19 protein-coding genes are annotated in these 18708 nt (G+C 71.9%); 14 read left to right on the top strand and 5 right to left on the bottom strand.

The window, feature by feature from the left end; translation table 11 throughout:
- Positions 1 to 94 precede the first annotated feature (94 nt).
- Both J4709_RS47830 and J4709_RS47825 read left to right on the top strand, forming a co-directional pair.
- Positions 95 to 1462: an alpha/beta fold hydrolase gene (locus J4709_RS47830; protein ID WP_208252146.1), complete on the top strand. Its 1368-nt coding sequence runs from the start codon at positions 95 to 97 to the stop codon at positions 1460 to 1462.
- Between the two features lie 17 nt (positions 1463 to 1479).
- On the top strand, positions 1480 to 3057 hold the full coding sequence (locus J4709_RS47825) for an MFS transporter (RefSeq protein WP_208252145.1): 1578 nt from the start codon (positions 1480 to 1482) through the stop codon (positions 3055 to 3057).
- A gap of 17 nt (positions 3058 to 3074) precedes the next feature.
- Here the strand turns inward: J4709_RS47825 and J4709_RS47820 are convergent, their stop codons facing one another.
- A complete protein-coding gene (locus J4709_RS47820; protein ID WP_208252144.1) occupies positions 3075 to 3593 on the bottom strand; it encodes a hypothetical protein in 519 nt (172 codons plus the stop codon).
- Positions 3594 to 3664: 71 nt separating this feature from the next.
- Here J4709_RS47820 and pyrE point away from each other — a divergent pair, with 71 nt between their 5' ends.
- Positions 3665 to 4201 (top strand): orotate phosphoribosyltransferase, encoded by a 537-nt coding sequence (pyrE, locus tag J4709_RS47815; protein WP_208252143.1) that lies wholly within the window; start codon positions 3665 to 3667, stop codon positions 4199 to 4201.
- A 13-nt stretch (positions 4202 to 4214) separates the two neighbouring features.
- Here the strand turns inward: pyrE and J4709_RS47810 are convergent, their stop codons facing one another.
- Positions 4215 to 4583: a hypothetical protein gene (locus J4709_RS47810; protein WP_232385168.1), complete on the bottom strand. Its 369-nt coding sequence runs from the start codon at positions 4581 to 4583 to the stop codon at positions 4215 to 4217.
- Positions 4584 to 4688: 105 nt separating this feature from the next.
- Complete coding sequence (locus J4709_RS47805) at positions 4689 to 5414, bottom strand: DedA family protein (RefSeq protein WP_208252141.1); 726 nt, start codon at positions 5412 to 5414, stop codon at positions 4689 to 4691.
- A 188-nt stretch (positions 5415 to 5602) separates the two neighbouring features.
- Between J4709_RS47805 and fbaA the strand changes: the two genes are divergently transcribed.
- The 3 genes from fbaA (at position 5603) to J4709_RS47790 (ending at position 7917) form a co-directional block, all read left to right on the top strand.
- On the top strand, positions 5603 to 6622 hold the full coding sequence (gene fbaA / locus J4709_RS47800) for a class II fructose-bisphosphate aldolase (RefSeq protein WP_208252140.1): 1020 nt from the start codon (positions 5603 to 5605) through the stop codon (positions 6620 to 6622).
- A 228-nt stretch (positions 6623 to 6850) separates the two neighbouring features.
- Complete coding sequence (locus tag J4709_RS47795; RefSeq protein ID WP_208252139.1) at positions 6851 to 7300, top strand: winged helix-turn-helix transcriptional regulator; 450 nt, start codon at positions 6851 to 6853, stop codon at positions 7298 to 7300.
- Between the two features lie 80 nt (positions 7301 to 7380).
- Positions 7381 to 7917 carry a GNAT family N-acetyltransferase gene (locus J4709_RS47790; RefSeq protein WP_232385167.1) on the top strand — a complete coding sequence of 179 codons (537 nt, stop codon included), beginning with the start codon at positions 7381 to 7383 and terminating at the stop codon, positions 7915 to 7917.
- 12 nt (positions 7918 to 7929) lie between these two features.
- Here J4709_RS47790 and J4709_RS47785 read toward each other — a convergent pair whose 3' ends face one another.
- Entirely contained in the window at positions 7930 to 8196 is a 267-nt protein-coding gene (locus J4709_RS47785) for a helix-hairpin-helix domain-containing protein (protein ID WP_208252137.1), read from the bottom strand.
- A gap of 155 nt (positions 8197 to 8351) precedes the next feature.
- On the opposite strand from J4709_RS47785, the gene J4709_RS47780 reads away from it, so the two are divergent.
- From J4709_RS47780 to J4709_RS47755, 6 genes are all read left to right on the top strand, one after another.
- Positions 8352 to 9551: a trypsin-like serine peptidase gene (locus tag J4709_RS47780; protein ID WP_208252136.1), complete on the top strand. Its 1200-nt coding sequence runs from the start codon at positions 8352 to 8354 to the stop codon at positions 9549 to 9551.
- 28 nt (positions 9552 to 9579) lie between these two features.
- Complete coding sequence (locus J4709_RS47775) at positions 9580 to 10290, top strand: hypothetical protein (RefSeq protein WP_208252135.1); 711 nt, start codon at positions 9580 to 9582, stop codon at positions 10288 to 10290.
- 92 nt (positions 10291 to 10382) lie between these two features.
- Positions 10383 to 10802, top strand: a complete 420-nt coding sequence (locus J4709_RS47770; protein ID WP_208252134.1) for a DUF3151 domain-containing protein — start codon at positions 10383 to 10385, stop codon at positions 10800 to 10802.
- 133 nt (positions 10803 to 10935) lie between these two features.
- The gene (locus tag J4709_RS47765; RefSeq protein ID WP_208252133.1) at positions 10936 to 12219 is read left to right on the top strand and encodes an adenylosuccinate synthase; all 1284 of its coding nucleotides are present in this window, start codon (positions 10936 to 10938) and stop codon (positions 12217 to 12219) included.
- A 74-nt stretch (positions 12220 to 12293) separates the two neighbouring features.
- The gene (locus J4709_RS47760) at positions 12294 to 13169 is read left to right on the top strand and encodes a glycerophosphodiester phosphodiesterase family protein (RefSeq protein ID WP_307802115.1); all 876 of its coding nucleotides are present in this window, start codon (positions 12294 to 12296) and stop codon (positions 13167 to 13169) included.
- Positions 13170 to 13432: 263 nt separating this feature from the next.
- Positions 13433 to 14074: a hypothetical protein gene (locus J4709_RS47755; protein ID WP_232385166.1), complete on the top strand. Its 642-nt coding sequence runs from the start codon at positions 13433 to 13435 to the stop codon at positions 14072 to 14074.
- 180 nt (positions 14075 to 14254) lie between these two features.
- Here the strand turns inward: J4709_RS47755 and J4709_RS47750 are convergent, their stop codons facing one another.
- Complete coding sequence (locus J4709_RS47750) at positions 14255 to 15355, bottom strand: magnesium and cobalt transport protein CorA (RefSeq protein WP_173097364.1); 1101 nt, start codon at positions 15353 to 15355, stop codon at positions 14255 to 14257.
- A 435-nt stretch (positions 15356 to 15790) separates the two neighbouring features.
- On the opposite strand from J4709_RS47750, the gene purD reads away from it, so the two are divergent.
- Complete coding sequence (purD, locus tag J4709_RS47745) at positions 15791 to 17038, top strand: phosphoribosylamine--glycine ligase (RefSeq protein WP_208252132.1); 1248 nt, start codon at positions 15791 to 15793, stop codon at positions 17036 to 17038.
- A 353-nt stretch (positions 17039 to 17391) separates the two neighbouring features.
- Positions 17392 to 18702 (top strand): adenylosuccinate lyase, encoded by a 1311-nt coding sequence (purB, locus tag J4709_RS47740; protein WP_208252131.1) that lies wholly within the window; start codon positions 17392 to 17394, stop codon positions 18700 to 18702.
- Positions 18703 to 18708 lie beyond the last annotated feature (6 nt).

Genomic DNA, 18708 nt, shown 5'->3' with positions numbered 1-18708 from the left:
ATGGTCCGATATTCGTCACATTATTGACAGCCGTCAAGAATCAGCCGTACATTCGCGGCGACCTTCCGGCACGCTCCCCGATCAGGAGCCCCCCATGTCCCTCCCCCGCCACGCCCGCCATCTGGGCGGACTCGCCGCCGGCGCCGCGCTCGCGCTCGCCCCGGCCGTCCCGTCCGCCGCCGCCACCCCCGCCTACTCCGCCGCACCGTCCGCCTACTCCGGGAAGCTCGCCGACGGCGCCGCCTGGACCGCCGAAGTGCCCGCCCGCTGGAACGGCACGCTGCTGCTGCTCAGCCACGGTTTCGGCCCCCTCGTCGCGCAGGACGCGCCCAGCCCCGGCGCGCGGACCGCGCTGCTCGCCGAGGGCTACGCGCTCGCCGGCTCGTCCTACGACCCGAACGGCTCGATGTGGGCCCTGAAGTCCGCCGAGCGCGACCAGTTCGCCACGATCGACGCGTTCCGCGGCGCCGCCGGACGGCCCCGGCACGTCATCTCCGTCGGCCAGTCCATGGGCGGGCTGATCAACGCGCAGATCGCCCGGGACGGCGCCGGGCGCGTCGACGGCGCGCTCGGCCTCTGCGGCCTCGTCGCCGGAGGCGTCGACCTCGACAACTACCAACTCGACGCCGAGTACGCGATCACCGCGCTCCTCGGCCCCGGTAGCGGGACCCGGCTCGTCGGCTTCTCCGGCGCGGCCGAGGCCGCCGCGCTCGGCACCGAGCTCACCGACGCCGTCACCAAGGCGCAGGCCACCCCGCAAGGGCGCGCCCGGATCGCCCTCGCGTCCGCCTACCTCAACCTCGCAGACTGGGCGCCGAACCAGCAGCCGCCCGCCAAGCACGACTACACGGGCCAGGAGAAGCAGCAGTACGCGTGGTACTCGCAGGGCCTGCTGTCGTTCCTGACCACCGCGCGGTACCAGGTCGAGCTGTCCGCAGGGGGCAACACCTCGTGGAACAAGGGCGTCGACTACACCGCGCTCTTGCGGCGGTCCTCACACGCCGCGCAGGTACGCGCGCTGTACCGGACGGCCGGGCTCGACCTCAACGCCGACCTCACCCGCCTCACCAAGGGCGCGGACGTCACCGCCGACCCCGCCGCCGCCCGGTCCCTGACCCGCACCTCCACCGCGGGCCAGGGCCTCGCCGTCCCCCTGCTCGACGTGCACACCACGTCCGACCAGCTCGTCCCCGTCGAGCAGGAGAACGCGTTCGCCGGACGGGTCCGGGCCGCCGGACGCTCCGCCCTGCTGCGGCAGGCGTACGTCGCCCGGCAGAGCCACTGCAACTTCACCACCGCCGAGACCGTCGCCGCCGTCCACGCCGTCCAGCACCGGATCACCACCGGACGCTGGAGCGGCACCGGCGCCGCCCAGCTGCAGCGCAGCGCGCTCGCGCTCGGCCTCGACGGCGCCGCGTTCGTCCCCTACCGGCCCGGCGTCCTCGTCGGCGTGCGCCGCTGAACCCCGAAGGAGTCCACGTGTCCACCACCGCGGAGACCCCGTCCCGCTCCACGCCGGCGTCCGGCGCGTCCCTCGCGCGCGGCACGCTGATCGCGGGTTGCGTCGCGGTCTGCCTCGCGCAGATCGGCATCGCGATCCCGGCCACCCTCAACGGCCTGTTCCAGAAGGACCTGCACCCCGTCGGGTCCCAGCTCACCTGGATCTCCGACGCGTTCCTGCTGCCCGTCGCCGTCCTGGAACTGACGTTCGGCGTGCTCGGCGACCTGTTCGGACGCAAGCGGCTGCTCATCGGCGGCGCCGCCCTGATGGCGGTCGGCGAGCTGGTCAGCACCACCAGCTCCGGCGTCCACCAGCTGTGGGCCGGGCAGGCCCTCGCGGGCCTCGGCGCCGCCGCGCTGTTCCCCACCTCGCTCGCCATGCTCGCCGCCGGGACCAGCGGCGGCACCCAGCGCGCCCGGGTCATCGCACTGTGGGCCGCGTGCCTGTCCACCGGCGGCTTCCTCGCCCCGCTGCTCGGCGGCATCACCGCCACCTACGGGTCGTGGCGCTGGTCGTTCATCGTGGTCACCGTCCTCGCCGCGATCAGCGCGGCCGTCAGCACCCTGCTCGCGCGCGACTCCCGCGCCCCCGAAGGCCGCTCCCTCGACCCGGCCGGCCAGATCACCATCGGCCTCGGCCTGTTCGCGCTGCTCTACGCCATCATCCAGGGCCCCGAGGACGGCTGGGGCTCCACGCCCGTCGTCGCCGGGTTCGTGCTCGCCGCGCTGTTCCTCGCCGCGTTCGTCGCCGCCGAGCTGCGCGTCCGCTCGCCGCTGCTGCGGCTCGACCTGTTCGCCAACCGGTCCTTCGCGGTCGCCTCGATCGTCGCCGTCGTCGGCATGTTCAGCTTCCTCGGCACCGCCTACTCGGTCAGCATCCGGCTCGGCCCCGCGCAGGACCAGCCGCCCATGCACACCGCGATGGCGTTCCTGCTGCTCAACGGCCTCGCGCTCGTCCTCCTGCCGGTCACCGAACGGCTCCTGCACCGCGTCGCGCCCGGCCTGCTCACCGGCGGCGGGCTGATCCTCATCGCCGCCGGCGACTTTTGGACCGCGACGCTGCCGATCGGCGACCGCGCCATGACCTCGCTGATCCTGCCGCTCGGCCTGGTCGGCATCGGCTTCGCCGTCACCGTCTCCTCGATCACCGCGACCGCCGTCAACACCGTCCCGCACCACCTGGAGGGCATGGCCAGCGCGACCACCAACCTGCTGCGCGACTTCGGCTTCACCCTCGGCCCCGCCGTCATCGGCGCCGTCGCCCTCAGCCGCGCCGGCTCCGGCTTCACCGACAAGCTCGACGCCTCGCCGCTGCCCGCCGGGCTCAAGCACGCCGCCATGGAGGTGCTGAACGAAGGCGGGCCGCTCGGCATCAACAGCGCGTCCGCCGCCGCGCCGCCGCTCAAGCCCGTCCACTCCATGGCCCTGGACGCCGTCGGCCACGGCTACTCGATCGGGTTCGTCGTCTGCGGCGCCGCCGCCCTCGCGTCCGCGCTGCTCACCCTGCTGACACTGCGCGGCTCGAACCGTTCCGCCCCCGAGGTCGACGCGCCCTGACGGCGCACCGCCGCGGCCTAGAGCGTCGCTATCAGCTCGCTGAACGCCTGGGCCGCGGCGGCGGGAGGCTCGTGCTCGACGACGGCCCAGCCGCGCAGCCGGGCCTCCCTGACCGTCCCGTCACGATCGGGGAAGGCCGCCTGGTCTGCATGGGTGCGCAGGTAGCCGCACGGCGCCTCGGGCCAGTCCGGCGGCCCCGGCAGGGAATCGTGGTCGTGCACCGCACCCGGCGGACGCGGCAGCTCGGCGTCCACGAACACGTACCCGCCCACCGGGCGGTGCGCCGCGCGCTGCGCCAGCGCGATCGCCGGCACCAGCGGACCCGCCGCCCCGAGCGCCGCCAGCACCAGCGGCACCGACGGCCCCGCCGCCGAGACGATCAGCGAGACGCGGGCCACGTACCGGGTGCCCGCCCCCTCCGGCACGTCCGGCGCGATCACGTCCATCCCGTACGAGCGCAGCATCTCCGGCATGTCGCCCCAGGACGCCGCGGCGGCGCCCGGCGCGTGCAGCAGCACCACGGATCCCGGCGTCATGGCTCCCCTTCCCGCGGCAACCGTACATGTCGGCTGCCGGCGGCCGGCGCCGGATGAATAGGGTTCCTCCTGTGAGCGATCGTGAAGAGCTGCTGCGAGAGATCAAGGACAAGGCCGTCGTGCACGGGGACTTCACCCTGTCCTCGGGCAAGAAGGCGTCCTGGTACGTCGACCTGCGCCGGGTCACCCTGGACGGCGCCGTCGCCCCCCTCGTCGGGCGGGTGATGCTGGACGAGACCGACGACCTCGGCTACGACGCCGTCGGCGGCCTCACCCTCGGCGCCGACCCCGTCGCCACCGCCATGCTGCACGCCGCCGCCGCGCGCGGGCAGCACCTCGACGCGTTCGTCGTGCGCAAGGCCGGCAAGGCGCACGGCCTCCAGCGCCGCATCGAGGGCCCCGACGTCGCCGGACGCCGCGTCCTCGCCGTCGAGGACACCTCCACCACCGGCGGGTCCGTCCTCACCGCCGTCGAGGCGCTGCGCGAGGCCGGCGCCGAGGTCGTCGCCGTCGCGACGATCCTGGAGCGCGGCGCGGCCCCCCGGATCGCCGAGGAGGGCCTGGTGTACCGGCACCCGTACGCGGTCGAGGACCTCGGCCTGTCCTAGCCCTCCGGGCCGCTCAGCCCTTCGGGCGCACGTACCAGGTGGCCCGCTGGTTCGCCGGCTTGGCCGGCTGCAGCTTGCCGTAGATGGCCACCTGGAGCGAGCCGCCGTTCGTCGCGACCACGTCCAGGGTGTTCTCCTTGAACTGGAGCACCTCCCCGGTGTTGTGGACGCCCTGCGTCAGCACCCGCCCGGTGTCGGGCACGCGGACGATCACCGTGGTCGCCGGGCCGGTGACCTTGATCAGCAGAGGGACGCTCGCCGAGGGGGCCTGCGCGGTGGGGGACGCCGTCGGGGAGGACGTGCTCTGCCCGCTCGGGGATGAGGCCGCCGACGAGGGGCCCTGCTTGTCCGGCGAGCTTGTCACGGCGTTGACCAGAGCCATGCCGCCCACCACGAGAAGCGCTAAGGCGAAGACCACGGCGATGGCCGCGATCACGATGCGCGCAAGACCTATAGGGTCCGACCGATGACGTCCCACATGGGGAGGTTAGCGATAACTGTCACTCCTGAGCGACGGACGTGACTCTTCACGGTCATTCTTATTCGGACCGTTGCCACCGCCGCGCCCCTTCATGATCTCCCGGACGATCGGGATCAGCGACAGCACGAGGATGACGACGACCCCCGGCAGGATGTACTTCTCGATGTCCGGGACCTCGGAACCGAGGAAGTGGCCGAGCAGGAACAGCGCGTCCGTCCAGGCCACGCCACCGACCACGTTCCAGATGAAGAACTTGCGGCCGTCCATGCCCAGCATCCCGGCGAGCGGGTTCAGGAACGTCCGGACGATCGGGATGAACCGGGCCAGCACCACCGCGCGCGCCGGGCCGAACCGGTTGAAGTAGTACTCCGCCTTGTCCACCCACTCCCGCCGGAACAGCTTGGAGTCGGGCCGGTCGAACAGCCGGCGCCCGTAGCGCGCCCCGAGGAAGTGCCCGAGCTGCGCGCCCGCGATCGCCGCGATCGGGCCGCCCACCAGCAGCCACGGCAGCGACAAGGACTGGAACTCCTGGCCGTTGACCTCGCTGACGGCCGTGAGGATCCCCGCCGTGAACAGCAGCGAGTCGCCCGGCAGGATGCAGCCGACCAGCAGGCCGGTCTCCGCGAAGATGATGGCGAGCACGCCGATCGTCGCGAACGTCCCGAACAGCTGCAGCCACGCGGTCGGATGCAGCCACTCGGTGATGTCGAGGGGAATCGTCGTGAGATCCACACCGCGAGCGTACCTTCACGCCCGTCGCGATTAGGTGGAACGCGGGCCCCGACGGGATACTGGAGGCGGACGGCATGCCAGACCGGAGACCGTGTGACCCGGGCCCCTCACCTGGGTAGACGGTCGTTCGTGGTGCTACCGCCCGGCCGGATGCCCGGCGGCACCCTGCGTATGAAAGGACGCTGACAATGCCCATCGCAACGCCCGAGGTCTACGCGGAGATGCTCGACAAGGCCAAGCGCGACGGCTTCGCCTTCCCCGCCATCAACGTGACGTCGAGCCAGACGCTGAACGCGGCGCTGCGCGGCTTCGCCGAGGCGGAGAGCGACGGCATCGTGCAGGTCTCCACCGGGGGCGCCGAGTACCTGTCCGGGTCCACCGTCAAGGACATGGTCGTCGGCGCCAGCGCCCTCGCCGAGTACGCACGGGTCGTCGCCGCCAAGTACCCGGTGAACATCGCGCTGCACACCGACCACTGCCCGAAGGACAAGCTGGACGGCTTCATGCGGCCGCTCATCAAGATCTCGCAGGAGCGGGTCGCGCGCGGCGAGGAGCCGCTGTTCCAGTCGCACATGTGGGACGGGTCCGCCGTCGAGCTGCACGAGAACCTCGACATCGCCGCCGAGCTCCTGGAGCAGTGCGCCAAGGCCCGCATCATCATGGAGATGGAGATCGGCGTCGTCGGCGGCGAGGAGGACGGCGTCGCCAACGAGATCAACGAGAAGCTCTACACCACCCCCGGCGACGCGATCGCGACCGCCGAGGCCGTCGGCGTCGGCGAGAAGGGCCGCTACATCCTCGCCGCCACCTTCGGCAACGTGCACGGCGTGTACAAGCCCGGCTCGGTGAAGCTGCGCCCCGAGGTCCTCAAGGACATCCAGGACGCGGTCGGCGCCAAGTACGGCAAGGACAAGCCGTTCGACCTGGTCTTCCACGGCGGCTCCGGCTCCAGCCTCGAAGAGATCCGCGAGGCCGTGTCGTACGGCGTGGTGAAGATGAACATCGACACCGACACCCAGTACGCCTTCACCCGCCCCGTCGCCGACCACATGCTCCGCAACTACGACGGCGTCCTGAAGGTCGACGGCGAGGTCGGCAACAAGAAGCAGTACGACCCGCGCTCGTGGGGCAAGGCCGCCGAGACCGCGATGGCCGCCCGGATCGTCGAGGCCGCAGAGAACCTGCAGTCGGCGGGCAAGAAGTTGTAGTTTCCCAGGGGGGCGACCCCCTGGAACCCCCGTCACGACGGACAACGCGTTTCCCGCTCCGCTAGCGCTCCGCGCGAAACGCGTTGTCCGTCGTCGGGCGGGCCCGCTGCGCTCGCTGCACTCGCTCCGCGTGCCCGCCCGTGGTGGTGGCTGGGCTCCCGCCTTCCGGGCCGGGGTGCAGCCGGCTCTTCGCGCGTTTTGTGATGAAACTTCGGTAGTCTCGGGTGTGTGGCGCTGCCCCGCACCTACGAATCGCAGAACTGCTCGATCGCCCGCGCGCTGGAGATCGTCGGCGACCGCTGGACGCTGCTGGTCATCCGCAGCGCGTTCGAGGGCGTCCGCCGCTTCGACGACTTCCAGGACGCGCTCGGCGTCGCCCGCAACGTCCTCACCGACCGGCTGACCCGGCTGTGCGACGAGGGGATCATGCGCCGCGTCCCGTACCAGGAGCGGCCCGAGCGCCACGAGTACCGCCTCACCCGCAAGGGCGTCGAGCTGTGGCCGGCGATGATGACGCTGCTCATGTGGGGCGACCGCCATTACGCGCCGGACGGGCCGCCGATGATCGTCGGCCATCGGGGCTGCCCCGGTTCGCTTACCGCCGGCTTCACCTGCGACTCCTGTGGTGCCGTCCTCGGTCCCGGGGACGTCGACCCGCGGCCCGGGCCGGGCGCGTAGCGGATCCCGACGAAGAATCGGCCGGCCGTTCGTCGAGATATGGGTTGCTTGACGCAACCTGCTGCGGTCCAATGGGTTTCATGAAGCAACTCAATGTGCGCAGCGTCGCTCACATTGCCGCGCCGGAGGACGTGCGGATACGGCCGTACGGGGTGACTGACCGCGAGCGGCTCGTCCGGATGTCCGGCCGGCTCTCCGGCGCCAGCCTCTACACGCGCTTCTTCTCCGGCACGCCGCGCATCCCCGACTACTACGTCGCCACCATGGACCGCCTCGACCACTGGGACCGCGAGGCCCTGGTCGCGCTGGCCGATGGGGAGATGGTGGGGATCGCGGAGTACGTCCGGGACGTCCGCGTGCCGTGCCGGGCGGAGCTCGCGGTGCTCGTCGCCGACCCGTGGCAGCGCCGCGGCCTCGGCAGCCGACTGGTCGGCTACCTGACGCAGCTCGCCGCGCGGCGCGGCATCACCGAGTTCGGCGCGGACGTCATCCTCGGCAACCGGGACGCGCTCCTGTTCGTCCGCCACGGCTGGCCCGCCGCCCGCTCGCGCACCGAGGAGGGCGCCGCCCACTTCCACCTGCCCCTCCCACCACCGAGGCCCGCAGCGCGCTCCTGACGCCCGCGGCGGCTAGGGCTTCTCGAGCAGGCGGCGGCGTTCCGGGGTGTAGTGCCACCAGGGGCGGCCGGGGCGGCCGTCGGCCTGATCGACGGCGGACATGACGGTGTCGAGCAGGCACGGGTCGAGCCGCTCCCCGTACGCGGCCGACATCCGTTCGTACAGCTCGACCGGGTCCTGGCCCGCGAGCTGCTCGACACGGGTGATGCCGATGCGCTCGAAGTAGCGGGCCACGGCCCGGCCCACGTTGACCAGGCCGGTGAGGTCCGAATCGGTCACGGGGTCCCCCTGCGTCTCGGGTCTTCTTGCTGGTCAGCGTAGGCATGTGAGGCCCTCTGCGGCTTGCAGGAATCGGACGTCGATTCCATACGAACAAGTGTGTCTGTATGATCGGGGCGCCTCCCGCCGCCGTCCGAGGGGAACGAGGCCGTCCCATGCACAGCAAGATCGCTCGACGAGGCCGCACGGTGGGCGGCGCGGTCGCCGGCACCGTCGCCGCACTGGCGCTGACCGCGGCGCCGGCGCAGGCCGGCGACACGCCCCCGTACGCGCTTCCGCCGCTGGTCGCGGCGGGCACGAACCACGACCAGAACCTCGCCGCCGAGGTGAACTACTGGACGATCGACCGCATCGCGCAGGCGGGATTCAACGACGACAACGGCAACGAGAACGGGCAGGGCACCGACGCGTACGCGCCCACCGGCGGCTGGGACGACCTCAGCGCACCCTGGAGCTCCGGCGGGCTGATCTCCCGGACCGCCGGCAAGCTCCTCGTCCACATGCACAACACGAGCAACAGTTCCGACACGCGGTACAACTCGTGCTCGGCCAACGTTGTCACCAGCGCGAACAAGAGCGTCATCACCGCGGCAGGGCACTGCTTCCGCGTCGACTCCAACTACGGCGCGACCGGGACGTACGAGGCCGACAACGCGGTCTTCATCCCCGGCTTCAACGGGGCGGGCCTCGCCCGCCACGTGCCCGGCGGCACGCCCGGTACGACGCTGCCCGGCCCGGACGTCGCTCCGTACGGGGTGTGGGGCGTCACCCAGGCGTGGGTCGCCTACCAGTGGCAGGTCCACTCCAACTGGACCCTCGGCGCCGACGTCGGGATGGGCGTCGTCGCCAAGCCGGGCGAGTCGCGGCCGATCGGCCAGATGGTCGGCGCGCAGAACATCGCGTTCGACGTCAGCGGCAACCCGAAGCAGCTCTACCAATTCGGCTATCCGACCGACAACATCCGCAACTGGTACTGGGGCAAGAACAACGATGGCACCAACCAGAGCCTCGGAGTTCCGGCGGCCCAGCGGCGCGGCTACGACGGGCGCACCCTGATGTACGCCCACAGCGGCACGTCCATCGACGACGCCCAGCTCGGCGACATGGGCCACGACATGCCGTCGGCCATGTCGCCCGGGTCCAGCGGCGGGCCGTGGCTCACCGGCTTCGACCCCGCCACCGGCACGGGCACGCAGGTCGCCGTGACGTCGCGCTTCACCAACTCGACGGGCGACGCTCCGGCCGTCAACCTCTTCGGGCCGCTCTCCTGGGCGCTGGGCCCCTGGTCGGTCGGGCAGGGATTCGGGGCGCAGAGCAAGGCCGTCTACGACCTCGCCCAGGCGGCGACGCCGTAACACGATCACCTGGGCGAATAATGGGGACATGGGCAATCTGTCCCTTCGGGGGATGCTGAGTCGCCGGATCGGTGCCGCCATCGTGCTGCTGAGCGGGACGGGCCTGGTGCTGATCGGCGTCCTCATGAGCGTGCGGATCGCGCCCGACGGCGTGCGCGATCTGCATGCGTACGAGGCGGCACCGCGCTGCGCCGCGGCGCCGGCCAAGCCCGCCGAGTGCCGGTGGACGGAGCCGTTCACCGTGGCCGGCATCCACCTGACCAGCGGCAGAAACGATTCCGACCGGGCCTACCTGACGAGCGCGGACGGCACCCGGTGGAAGACCGAGTACGCCAACCGGAAGCCGCTGATCGGTGACCTGGAGAAGGGCGACCGGGTCACCGGCACGGTCTGGCGCGGGCTGCTGACGGAGATCGCCCGGGGCGGCGCCTCGCAGCGGACGCAGGACGCGCCCGCCGACATGCGCGCGCGGGTCCTGATCCTGGCGCTGATCGTCGTGCCCGCCGGGCTGCTGACGGCCGTCGCGGGCGCGTGGCGGCTGGTGCGCTCCGCCCCGACGACCGGCATGACCGCCACGCTCGGGCTCGGTCTCGTGCTGTTCTGCGCCGGGCTCGTCTCCCCGGTGATCGGCGGCGAGGACCTGGTCGGCGTCGCGGCGGTGTGGCTCCCCGTCGCCGTCGTGAGCAGCGGCATCGCGATCTGGTACACCAGGCACAAGCGCGAGCCCGCCCCCGCCTGAAGACCGCGCCGGTGCCGGCGGTGACGGCTTGAGGGCCCGCCGGGGACACGGCCGTGACCCGGGTTGATGCGGACCCGGCGCGTCGACTTACGATGACCCGCATGACCCAGAACCTGCTCGGCGGCCCGCCACCCACGGAACTGCCGGACAACACCGAGGCCCGCGAGGCGCTGGACGGCGGCGTCGACCCGTTCGAGGTCGCCGCGCGCCACCCCGACTACCCGGGCGCCTGGGCCGAACTGGCCGACCGCGCCTTCGCCAAGGGCAGCGTGATCGACTCCTACGCCTTCGCCCGCACCGGCTACCACCGCGGCCTCGACATGCTGCGCCGCGCCGGCTGGAAGGGCCACGGCCCGATCCCCTGGGAGCACGAGGCCAACCGCGGCTTCCTGCGCGCCCTGCACGCCCTGGCCCGGGCCGCCGCGGCCATCGGCGAGGAGGACGAGGCCGAGCGCTGCCGCGCCTTCCTGCGCGACAGCAGCGCCACCGCGGCGGACGCGCTCGCCGGCTGACCCACGCGTCGCACCCGTACCCGGGCGGTGAGGTGCGGTTTCTTTACCGGCCGGGTACGGGTACGCTTTGATCGCAAGAGGCCCCTTCGCGCTTGCGGCGACCGGGGCCTTCGTCGTGGGAAGGAAAAGTGGCATGCCTGCCATCGTTCTTGTCGGTGCCCAGTGGGGAGATGAGGGCAAGGGCAAGGCAACAGACCTGCTCGGGGGCGACGTCGACTACGTCGTCCGCTACCAGGGCGGCAACAACGCCGGCCACACGGTCGTCATCGGGGACAAGAGCTACGCGCTGCACCTGCTGCCGTCCGGGGTGCTGTCGCCCGACGTCGTGCCCGTGATCGGCAACGGCGTGGTGATCGACCCGGCCGTCCTGCTGCAGGAGATCGACGGGCTGCGGGAGCGCGGGATCGGCTGCGAGCGGCTGCTGATCTCGGCCGACGCGCACCTGATCATGCCGCACCACCGGGCCCTCGACAAGGTCACCGAGCGGTACCTCGGCAAGGCGCGGATCGGCACCACCGGCCGCGGCATCGGCCCGGCCTACGCCGACAAGATCAACCGGATGGGCATCCGGGTGCAGGACCTGTTCGACCCGAACATCCTCACCCAGAAGCTCGACCTGTCGCTGCGCGAGAAGAACCAGGTCCTCACCAAGGTCTACAACCGGCGCCGCATCGAGACGGGCCCGATCGTCCAGGAGTACCTCGCCTACGGGGAGCGCATCCGGCCGTTCGTCGCCGACACCACGCTCGTGCTGAACAAGGCCCTCGACGACGACAAGGTCGTCCTGCTGGAGGGCGCGCAGGGCACGCTGCTGGACATCGACCACGGCACCTACCCGTTCGTCACCTCGTCCAGCCCCACCGCGGGCGGCGCGTGCGCGGGCTCCGGCGTCGGCCCCACGAAGATCACCCGCGTGATCGGCATCCTCAAGGCCTACACCACCCGCGTCGGCTCTGGACCGTTCCCCACCGAGCTGCTGGACGAGTGGGGCGAGTTCCTGCGCAAGACCGGCGGCGAGTACGGCGTCACCACCGGCCGCGACCGCCGCTGCGGCTGGTTCGACGCGGTCATCGCCCGCTACGCGACCCGCGTCAACGGCATCACCGACTTCTTCCTCACCAAGCTGGACGTCCTGTCCGGCCTGGAGCGCGTCCCGGTCTGCGTCGCCTACGACGTGGACGGCGAGCGCGTCGACGAGCTGCCCGCCACCCAGACCGACTTCCACCACGCCAAGCCGATCCTGGAGTACCTGGACGGCTGGCAGGAGGACATCACCGGCGCGAAGACCTTCGACGACCTGCCGAAGAACGCGCAGGCCTACGTCCGGGCGCTGGAGGAGATGTCCGGCGCGCAGATCTCCGCGATCGGCGTCGGCCCGGGCCGCGACCAGACCCTGTCCCTGCGGTCCCTGGTCTGAGCCTGACCCCCCGTTCCCCCGGCCCTCACCGGACCTCCACCCGGGGTTCGGCGGCGGCCGGTACCGTTCCCCCGGTGATCACCATCGGGGGGACCGTCGAACTGCACGGTCATCGGGGGGCGCGCGGGCTGCGCCCGGAGAACACGCTGCCGGGCTTCGCGCACGCCGCCGACCTGGGCGTGGACGTCATCGAGCTGGACGTCGGCCTGTCCGCGGACGGCGCCGTCGTCCTCGGCCACGACCAGGTGCTGTCGCCGGCGAACCTCGCCGACACCGCGCCCGCCTGGCCGGACGACCCCGCGTTCCCCTACGTCGGCAAGCCCGTCAGGGAGCTGACGCTCGCGCAGCTCAAGACCGTCGACGCGGGCGTCCGGCAGCGCGACGACGCGTTCGCGCGCACCCAGCGCCCGCTACCCGGCACGCCGATCCCCACGCTGGCGGAGGCGTGCGCGCTCCTCGCGCCGACCAGCGTAGGCCTCGCCGTCGAGCTGAAGACCGACCCCGACTGGACGGACGAGGAGATCGGCCTCTTCACCGCCGCCGTCGCCGACGTCCTGGCCAAGGCCGGGATGACCGGCCGCAGCCGGCTCCTCGCGTTCGACTGGCGCGTCCTGGTGGAGGCCCACCGCAACCATCCCGCGCTCCGCCGCACCGCGCTCATCGAACGCAAGACGCTCGTCCCCGGCACCCGCTGGCTTGCCGGCCTACCGCCGGACGACCCGGTGGCGGCCGCCGCCGCGGTCGGCGCGACCGCCCTGTCCCCCGAGCACGCCATCACCACTCCCGGCCTCGTCGAGGACGCCCACACCCTCGCCCTCCCGGTCGTCGTCTGGACCGTCAACGCCCCCGAGGACATGACCCGCCTCATCAAATACGGCGTAGACGCCCTCGTAACCGACTACCCCGACCGCTTCCCCGCCCCCCGTCCGACCACCGCCACACGGGCTTGAGACCGGAAAATCCGTCACAGAACGCGATGACCTGATAACTTAGCGCTCATGCCGTCCCCCCTGCATGACGCGATCAACCAGATGATCCGCGACCGTCCCCAGTCGGCACTCGAGATGCTCCGCGACCTCAAGGGCGTCGCCATACCGCACACACCACTGGTCCGCGTAGAGAGCAACGCCTTCAACGACCGGCCGTCCAAGGACTTCACTCCGGACACGTCATCTCGGCCGGACCGCCACAGCAGCCGTTCCACGGCCTCATCGTGGAAGTCCAGCAGGAGTCGAGCGAGGCCAAACGCCGGCAACTCCCGAGGTACGCGGCATCGCTGTGGCTGATGCTGGACTGTCCGGTGACACTGCTCTGCATCTGCCCCGACGTGACGACCGCGGCGTTCTTCGCCAAGCCGATCCCCACCGACCTGCCGGGCTACGTGGCCCAGGTGGTGGTGCTGGGCCCGGACGACGTCCCGGCGATCAGCGACGCCGCCGAGGTGGCGCCCCACCCCGAAGTGGCCGTGCTGTCGGTGCTGGTCCACCAGGAGCGGAAGGTGGCCGAAGCGTTCGTCCGCGGCTTGCAACTCATGCCGAACGAATACGCACCGCAGTACTATGAATACGCATACGACATGGCTTCGCGAGCCGCACGTCGCACTCTGGAGGAACTCATGGCCTCGTCCACCTGGCTGGTCAGCAGCCCCTTCGCCCGCGAGCACTTCGGCCGCGGGAAGAGCGAGGGGCGCGCCGAGGGGGAAGCCGAGGCCCTGCTGGTCATGCTGGACGCGCGCGGCCTGCAGGTCCCCGACTCCACCCGCGAGGTCATCGCCGGCTGCACCGACACCGGCATGCTCGAGAAGTGGATCCGGCGAGCCGCAGTGATCGACAAGGTCGAGGACCTGTTCGACTGACGCACCGACCACCCGGGCCCCGTGCGGAGACCCCGGCCGCCGCGCGAGCGCGTTACCTGACCGGCGGGGCGAAGCCGGAGGCGAGCCCCGCCGGGAAGATCGCGAAGCGATGCCGCGCTCGCCCGAGCACGGTCAAGGGCCGAGCCGCTAGGCGAGGCCCTTGGGCCGGGATTGCAATAGTCACAGCCAGCCGTTGCGGCGGAAGCCTCGGTACAGGGTGAGGCAGATGAAGGCGATGGCGCCGACGATCATCGGGTAGCCGAAGTGCCAGTGGGTCTCGGGCATGAAGTCGAAGTTCATCCCGTAGACGCCGGTGATCGCGGTGGGCACCATGAAGATCGCGCCCCAGGCGGAGATCTTGCGCATGTCCTTGTTGTCGGTGACCGTCACCTGCGTCATGTGCGCCTGCAGGATCGGGTTCAGCAGCTCGTCGTAGGCCTCGACCTGCTCGCGGACGCGCGTGAGGTGGTCCTCGACGTCGCGGAGGTACTCCTTGATCTCGGCGGGCACGAAGCGCCGGCCGGACAGGTTGCGCAGCGGGCCGGCGAGCGGGCCGACGGCCCGCTTGAGCTGGATGACCTCGCGCTTGAGCCGGTAGATGCGGCGGGCCTCGTCGGTGCGCTCCGGCGAGAACACGGCCTCCTCGACCTCGTCGATGTCCTCCTGGACGGCGTCGGCGACGCAGACGTAGCCGTCCACGACGCGGTCGGCGACGGCGTGCAGGACGGCGGCGGGCCCCATCGCGAGGCGCGCCGGGTCCTTCTCCAGCTGCCGGCGGACGGGGCCGAGCTCGCCGTGCGTGCCGTGCCGGACCGTCACCACGAAGTCCGGGCCGCAGAAGATCATGATCTCGCCGGTCTCGACGACCTCGGCCTGGTCCGGGCCGGTGGAGACGTAGCCGACCGTCTTCATCACGACGAAGTGGACGTCGTCGTAGCGCTCCAGCTTGGGCCGCTGGTGCGCGTGGATCGCGTCCTCCACGGCGAGCGGGTGCAGGCCGAACACCTCGGCCAGCTCCGACAGCTCGGTGGCCGACGGCTCGTGCAGCCCGACCCAGACGAAGCCGGCGCTGTCGCCGTCGGGGGTGAGGCGGCCGTCGCGGATCAGGCGGACGGCGTCCTCGACGGTGGCGGTGGACGCGCGGTGGCCGTCGATGTAGGCGGCCCAGTCGATGACGGCGGAGTCGCGGGCGCGCCCCTGTACCTGTGCACCGTGCGTTCGCCCGCGGGCCTTGAACAGCGACTTGGTGGCGCGCGCCGGACGGACTCGTGTCATGGCCATGAGGTGCTCCTAACCCGCCGGCCACGCACGCAGGGGCGCGCTCTACCCGGAACCGATCGGTGGAGCTCGGATCAGCGAGGGGAGCGCGCGGGAGCGATGGCCGGACGCCAGATGGAGGCGGACGGATGGACAGCCCTGCCCGGACTGTGAGGGTTCTCCGGCGAACTGCAAGTATCGCCAGGACTCATCCCGACCACCTCCTTTCGCGCACCTCGGCCACGGGGCGTCAAGCCCGTCGCAGCTTACCAGCCGACATTTAAGACGCCGGGCCCTTCGGCGAGGTTCACGTGGGACCAGTGTGACGGCCGCCTCACCGGGGCCCGGCGGCGTCCGCGACGCCCGGCCGGCACTGCCCATAACGCCTTACCGCCCGGGCCTTATGCCCGCCTTACCGGCTCCCACACCGCGGCGCCGGGACCAGTAAGCTCGCTCGACGTGCGAGTACTCGTCCTTGGATCGGGGGGCCGCGAGCATGCGCTCGCCCGCGCCCTGCACCGCGACCCTGCCGTGACCGCCCTCCACTGCGCCCCGGGCAACCCGGGCACGGCGGAGATCGCGGACAACCACCAGCTCGACCCGTGCGACCCGACGGCGGTGGTGGAGCTGGCCGGGCGGCTCGGCATCGAGCTGGTCGTCGTCGGCCCCGAGGCGGTGCTGGTCGCGGGCGTCGGCGACGCCGTCCGCAAGGCCGGCATCCCGTGCTTCGGCCCGGACAAGGAGGCCGCGCGGATCGAGGCGTCCAAGGCGTTCGCCAAGGAGATCATGGCGGCGGCCGGGGTGCCGACCGCCGACTCCCGCGTCTGCGAGACGACGATGCAGGTGGAGGAGGCGCTCGACGCGTTCGGGGCGCCGTACGTGGTGAAGGACGACGGGCTCGCCGCCGGCAAGGGCGTCGTCGTGACCCGCGACCGGGACGTCGCCGCCGTGCACGCCGCCGCCTGCGGCCGCGTGGTGATCGAGGAGTACCTCGACGGCCCCGAGGTGTCGCTGTTCGCGCTGTGCGACGGCCAGGCCGCCGTCCCGCTGCTGCCCGCCCAGGACTTCAAGCGCGCCTACGACGACGACGAGGGCCCCAACACCGGCGGGATGGGCGCCTACACGCCGCTGCCGTGGGCTCCGGCCGACCTGGTCGACGAGGTGATGTCCAGCGTCGTCCAGCCCGTCGTGGACGAGCTGCGGCGCCGTGAGACGCCGTACGTGGGGGTGCTGTACGCGGGGCTCGCGATCACGTCGAAGGGCGTGCGGGTGATCGAGTTCAACGCGCGGTTCGGCGACCCGGAGACGCAGGTCGTGCTGGACCGGCTGGCGACGCCGCTCGGGGTGCTGCTCCAGTCCTGCGCGATCGGCGGCCTCGACCCGGCGGTGGAGCTGGAGTGGCTGCCCGGCTCCGCGGTGACGGTCGTCGTGGCGGCCGAGGGGTACCCGGCGGCGCCGGTGAAGGGCGCGGAGATCACCGGCCTGGACGAGGCCGCCGCGGTCGACGGCGCGTACGTGCTGCACGCCGGGACGAAGCTCGGCGCGGAGGGCCGGCTCGTCGCGGGCGGCGGGCGCGTCCTGAACGTCGTCGGCACCGGCCCGGACCTCGCCGCGGCCCGCGCGACCGCCTACGCGGCCGCCGCCGAGATCGCCCTTCCGGGTTCGCACCACCGCACCGACATCGCCCGCACCGCCGCCCAAGCCTGACCACCTGCACCCCGGCCACGGGCAGGCACGCGGAGCGAGTGCAGCGAGCGGAGCGGGCCTGCCCGACGACGGACGAGGCGTTTCGCGCGGAGCTCTAGCGGAGCGGGAAACGCCTCGTCCGTCGCAACGGGGGGTTCCAGGGGGGTCGTCCCTCTGGGCTAAGTGGGCGTTTCGCGCGGAGCGCCAGCGGAGCGGGAAACGTCTCGTCCGTCGTAACGGGGGGTTCCAGGGGGTCGCCCCCTGGGCTAAGTGGGCGTTTCGCGCGGAGCTCTAGCGGAGCGGGAAACGCCTCGTCCGTCGTAACGGGGGGTTCCAGGGGGGTCGCACCCCCTGGGTAATGGGAGAATGCAAGCGTGATCGAGCGGTACACACTTCCGGAGATGGGGCGCGTCTGGAGCGACGCGCACAAATACGAGCTGTGGTGTCAGGTCGAGACCCTGGTGGTCGAGGCCCACGCCGAGGCCGGCACGATCCCGCCGGAGGTGGTGGAGCCGGTGCGCAAGGCGCCGCCGCCGACGCCGGAGGCGGTGCACGAGATCGAGGCGGTCACGCAGCACGACGTGATCGCGTTCCTCTCGGCCTGGGCGGACAACACCGAGCCGCGCGAGGCGGCCCGGTACGTCCACTTCGGCATGACCTCGTCCGACCTGCTGGACACGGCGCTCGCGCTGCAGCTCGTCGAGGCGACCGACATCCTGCTGGCGAAGGCGGACGCGCTGGTCGCGACGCTGCGCGACCACGCGCTGGCGCACCGGGCGACGCTGCGGGTGGGCCGGACGCACGGCATCCACGGCGAGCCGGACGTGTGGGGGCACCGGGTCGCCGACTTCGCGTTCGCGATGGCCCGGTCCCGGGACCGGCTGCGCCGCGCCCGCGAGGCGGTCGGCGTGATGGCGATCTCCGGCGCGGTCGGGACGTACTCCAACATCGACCCGGCGGTCGAGCTGCACGTGGCGCGCAGGCTCGGGCTGCAGAGCGCGGACGTGTCGACGCAGGTCGTGATGCGCGACGGGATCTCCGAGTGGGTGTCGGCGCTGGCGATCATGGCGACGGTCTGCGAGGCGGTCGCGCTGGAGGTGCGGCACGGGCAGCGCACCGAGGTCCGCGAGCTGTGGGAGCCGTTCGGCAAGGGCCAGAAGGGCTCGTCGGCGATGCCGCACAAGAAGAACCCGATCATCTCCGAGCGGCTGGCGGGGATGGCGCGGATCGTGCGGGCGCAGATCGTCCCGGTGCTGGAGGGGATCCCGCTGTGGCACGAGCGCGACATCTCGCACTCGTCGACGGAGCGGATCGCGCTGCCGGACGCGTCGATCGCGCTCGACTACATGCTGAACCTGACGAACCGGCTGATGTCCGGGCTCGTCGTGGACGAGGCGCGGATGACGGCGAACCTGGAGTCGACGGGCGGCCTGATCTACACCTCGACGGTGCTGCTGGAGCTGGTCGAGGCGGGGATGTCCCGCGACGACGAGGCGTACCCGCTGGTCCAGAAGGCCGCGATGGAGACGTGGGAGACGGGCGTCCCGTTCCGCGAGACCCTCCGCAAGCACGCCGCCGAAGCGGGGCTGGCGCTGGACGAGGCGCGGCTGGACGAGGTGTGCCGCCCGGAGCGGTTCGTGCAGCGCCTCGACCCGGTCTTCGACCGCCTCGCCGCGCTGACCTGACCTTCC

The organism is Actinomadura violacea, assembly GCF_017573465.1.
GTDB classification, from domain to species: domain Bacteria; phylum Actinomycetota; class Actinomycetes; order Streptosporangiales; family Streptosporangiaceae; genus Spirillospora; species Spirillospora violacea.
This window is presented reverse-complemented; position numbering and strand designations above follow the sequence as displayed.

Coding starts and splice junctions, on each gene's coding strand:
- J4709_RS47765 (WP_208252133.1), top strand. CDS start 10,936: ATGCCTGCCATCGTTCTTGTCGGTGCCCAGTGGGGAGATGAGGGCAAG.
- J4709_RS47830 (WP_208252146.1), top strand. CDS start 95: ATGTCCCTCCCCCGCCACGCCCGCCATCTGGGCGGACTCGCCGCCGGC.
- J4709_RS47790 (WP_232385167.1), top strand. CDS start 7,381: ATGAAGCAACTCAATGTGCGCAGCGTCGCTCACATTGCCGCGCCGGAG.
- J4709_RS47775 (WP_208252135.1), top strand. CDS start 9,580: ATGGGCAATCTGTCCCTTCGGGGGATGCTGAGTCGCCGGATCGGTGCC.
- J4709_RS47820 (WP_208252144.1), bottom strand. CDS start 3,593: ATGACGCCGGGATCCGTGGTGCTGCTGCACGCGCCGGGCGCCGCCGCG.
- J4709_RS47770 (WP_208252134.1), top strand. CDS start 10,383: ATGACCCGCATGACCCAGAACCTGCTCGGCGGCCCGCCACCCACGGAA.
- J4709_RS47810 (WP_232385168.1), bottom strand. CDS start 4,583: ATGGCTCTGGTCAACGCCGTGACAAGCTCGCCGGACAAGCAGGGCCCC.
- J4709_RS47780 (WP_208252136.1), top strand. CDS start 8,352: ATGCACAGCAAGATCGCTCGACGAGGCCGCACGGTGGGCGGCGCGGTC.
- fbaA (WP_208252140.1), top strand. CDS start 5,603: ATGCCCATCGCAACGCCCGAGGTCTACGCGGAGATGCTCGACAAGGCC.
- J4709_RS47750 (WP_173097364.1), bottom strand. CDS start 15,355: ATGGCCATGACACGAGTCCGTCCGGCGCGCGCCACCAAGTCGCTGTTC.